This window comes from Candidatus Methylomirabilota bacterium (assembly GCA_027293415.1).
Classification (GTDB): domain Bacteria; phylum Methylomirabilota; class Methylomirabilia; order Methylomirabilales; family CSP1-5; genus CSP1-5.
The window spans coordinates 1-3,160 of record JAPUFX010000213.1 but is presented as its reverse complement, the minus strand read 5'-3'; the positions used below and the strand labels follow the sequence as shown (position 1 = coordinate 3,160).

The window sequence follows — 3,160 nt, the reverse complement described above, 5'->3', positions numbered from 1 at the left end:
AGCGGAATAGCCACGGTCCGGTGGCTTTCCCCGACCGCCACCGAGAGGTCCGCGAAGAGGCCCTGTTTGAGCATCCCGTGGTGGTTGCTGATCAGGACCCAAACGTGCACCGTTCGCTTTTGAGGGTCTACCGTCGGGCTGATAAAAGTGATCCGGCCCTTAAAAACCTCCCCGGGATATGAAGCGACGGTCACGCGGACCTGCTGTCCCTCCTTGAGGAAGCGGAGGACGTCCTCGAAGGCTTCACCCACCACGATCATTGTGGAGGTGTCCACAACCTTGAAGATATGGGTGTTGGGCTCGATGGTCTGTCCCAGGATGATACGTCGCTCCACGATGGTGCCGGAGATGGGGGCCAGGATGTGCAACGTCGAGACGGTCTTTTCCCGTCGGACCTTTTGGATTTCCGACTCGGGCATCCCCAGAAGGCTGAGCTGCCGCGTGAGGCTTTCGATCTCGTTTACCACGGTCTGATGATGATTCTGAGCAGCCAGGAGGTCCTTCTTGGCAGCGATTCCCTTCTCGACCAGGGCCCGAACCCGCTCCAGGTCCGCCTGCGCCAGAGCGAGCCTATTCTCGGCCTGGATCAGATCCAGTTCAACCTTCTCCAGTTCCACGCTCTGCACATCCGCCAAATCCTGCCCCTTCTTCACGCGGTCGCCGAGGTTCACGTGGATGCCCACGGCTCGGCCCGCCACGCGGCTGGTAACGAGGGCAACCCGGTCGGGATGGGGCTTCACCACCCCGTTGAGCAGCCGGACATCCTCCACTGGGCGAAACTCGACCGGGACGGTCTTGAGTCCGATGTTGGCCCGCTCCTCTGCCGACAGACGCACTGTTCCTGACCCAGCCTCGGGCGCCTTCGAATGCGGTTCCTCTTGACCATGAGGTTCTTTCTCCTGGTGCCCCTCGGGTGGTGTCTGCTTCTCCCTGTGTCCATGTCCTTTCTCCTCGGGCTCCAGAGATGGTGCCTGTCCTTGTCCGTGCCCATTCTCGTTGGCCAGCGCTGGAGGAGGGACCTGGGGCTGCAGCGCTCCGGGCTCCCGGGAGCAGGCGCCCGGCCCGGAGACGAAAAACAGCAGGGGGATCAGGAGGAATGACGCGAGCCGACAGATCCACACGCTTGCTTTCACGGTTGGTATCCTTTCTTCCTACTATTACTTATACCTACCAAGTATCCGGCGGTCTTCGGACCGGACACTGACGTCTGGCTTGTTGTAGAGAAGGTGACCAATCCCAGGGCCTGCCAGAGTTCCGCCACCGCGGTGTTGAAGTCGCCAATGGCCCCGAGATAATCGAATCGGACATCAATCAACCCCCGCTGGGCGAGGAGCACATCGGTCAGGCCGAACTGGCCCAGCGTGTACCCTTCACGGAGCAGGTGGAAGTTCTGCTCCTGCTGCGGGAGGATCTGCTGTACATACTGCTCGACAATCTGTTGCGAACCCTGGAACTGCTCGAACGCGATAGCCACTTCTGTCTCGATGCGGGCTTGGACCAGGGCGATCTCGGCATCTTGCCTAAGTTCTTCGGCCAACGCCGCCTCTAACTCTCCCTGGCGCCGATTGAAGAGGGGGAGGGGAATCGCGAAATCCAGCATGACCCGTCGGTCCCGCTCCTCAAAGTCGCGGCTATCCTCGTACCGGAGGGCCACCTCTACCTCCGGAAAGAGCCGCTCAGCCCGGACGAGACGCACTCTGCGGCGACTGGCCTGCAATCCCGCTTCGGCGGCCTTGAGATCCGGTCGGAGCTCCAAGGCCTGCTTGAGAAGCTCGGCCTTGGTTCCCGAAGGCTCCACGAAGAGCAGGGGCCCTTCCGCCCGCAGCGGGGCATCGGGGGCGCGGCCGAGGCGAAGGTTGAGATTCTTACGGGCGGTGGCTATTCTCCGCTTCTCGGCCACCTGCCGGGTACTGGCCCGCCGGAGCTCTACCTCCGCCCGGAGCAGGTCGAGGCGTGGCACTTCCCCCGCCTCAAACTGTGTGCGTGCAGTCTCTCGGGTCTCCTCAGCCAGCGCCACCGCGTTCTCTACGAGCTCGAGGAGTTCTTGGGCCTCCAGGAGTTTCGCGAAGGCTCGCATCACGTCCGCCAGGACGCGCCGCTCTGCATCCCGGATCTCCCATTGGGTCTGCGTCAGGTTCGCCGTGGCAATGTCGGTTCGGATGCCGCGCTGTCCTTTGATCTCGATAACCTGCGACAGCCCTACGGAAAACCCCCCTACCGTGCGGTGCTCTACTGGGCCATCCAAGGTCCGGGCTCGCCCCCCGTTCCCTTCCAGTTCCAGGGCCGGGTTGAAGGGGTAGGTCTGGGCCTGGGTGAGCACGCCCCGGGCAACTCCAAGCTCCGTCCGGATGACCTGGAGTTCCAGACTGTTCTGGAGGGCATGCTCGAGAGCCGCTTCCAGAGTGAGTTTTCCTTGCGATTCCGCCTGGCTACTCACGGGGACCGCTAATAGGATGAGCGTCCCCACCAGGCTATACCCAACCAGTCGGAGCCTGGTCTTTTTCGGCATTACGCATCCTCCCACAATGGCCGGCCGGTGACCGGGTGTGCTGCCGCTCCGGCGTAGAGCAAAATGAGACTCGCTCCACCCGAGACACCGGAGAAGCCTAAGTGTCTGCGAATAACGGTCCTAAATATCAGGGAATGATTAGAGGGTAAACGGTAGACTGGTTAAACGCGAGGGGGTGGGAAAGGTGGCGTAACTGAAACGCCTTCGTAAAAGGTATTCAACTCCGTGCTGAGGGAGAGAATCAGCGGCAGGCTATCTGGATCTAATTGACCTTCGCACGGGACCACAGAGGTTCCACAGGCTTGAGCGATGTGGGTCTCCGCCGATGGCGACTCAGAGCCGTGATGACTATGGTTCAGATCCGTGGCGAGACACAGGGCAAGACCGACCAAAAAGCCGAAAGCCACGAGGTAAACCGTCAACCTGTGTTTCAACTCACGCTTCTCCAGCAGATGTAGACTTGGCGTCCTTATCTTAACATATTGCAAGTTGCAAGTTTCGAACCACTATCCCTTTTATTGCAAATCCCGCAGGTTTGTCAAGCCCTGATCGGGTGATCGGTCCCCTGTGTGGGGCAGCGATTTCCTGGCTTCTCTGAGGACTTTTGCGAGAGCGGCTGTCGCGGCAGGTGTGCGCTGCCGGGATGGTCCC

General features: G+C 60.9%; 2 protein-coding genes. Both read right to left on the bottom strand.

What is annotated here, in order from left to right:
* The coding region (locus O6929_14310) for an efflux RND transporter periplasmic adaptor subunit (protein ID MCZ6481554.1) at positions 1 to 1,133 on the bottom strand (1,133 nt) is incomplete at its 3' end.
* Positions 1,130 to 2,509: a TolC family protein gene (locus O6929_14305; protein ID MCZ6481553.1), complete on the bottom strand. Its 1,380-nt coding sequence runs from the start codon at positions 2,507 to 2,509 to the stop codon at positions 1,130 to 1,132. The genes O6929_14310 and O6929_14305, both read right to left, overlap by 4 nt.
* Between the last annotated feature and the right edge of the window lie 651 nt (positions 2,510 to 3,160).

What these genes read in the sequence shown, in the direction of transcription:
- O6929_14305 (MCZ6481553.1), bottom strand. Translation starts at nt 2,509, where the DNA reads ATGCCGAAAAAGACCAGGCTCCGACTGGTTGGGTATAGCCTGGTGGGG.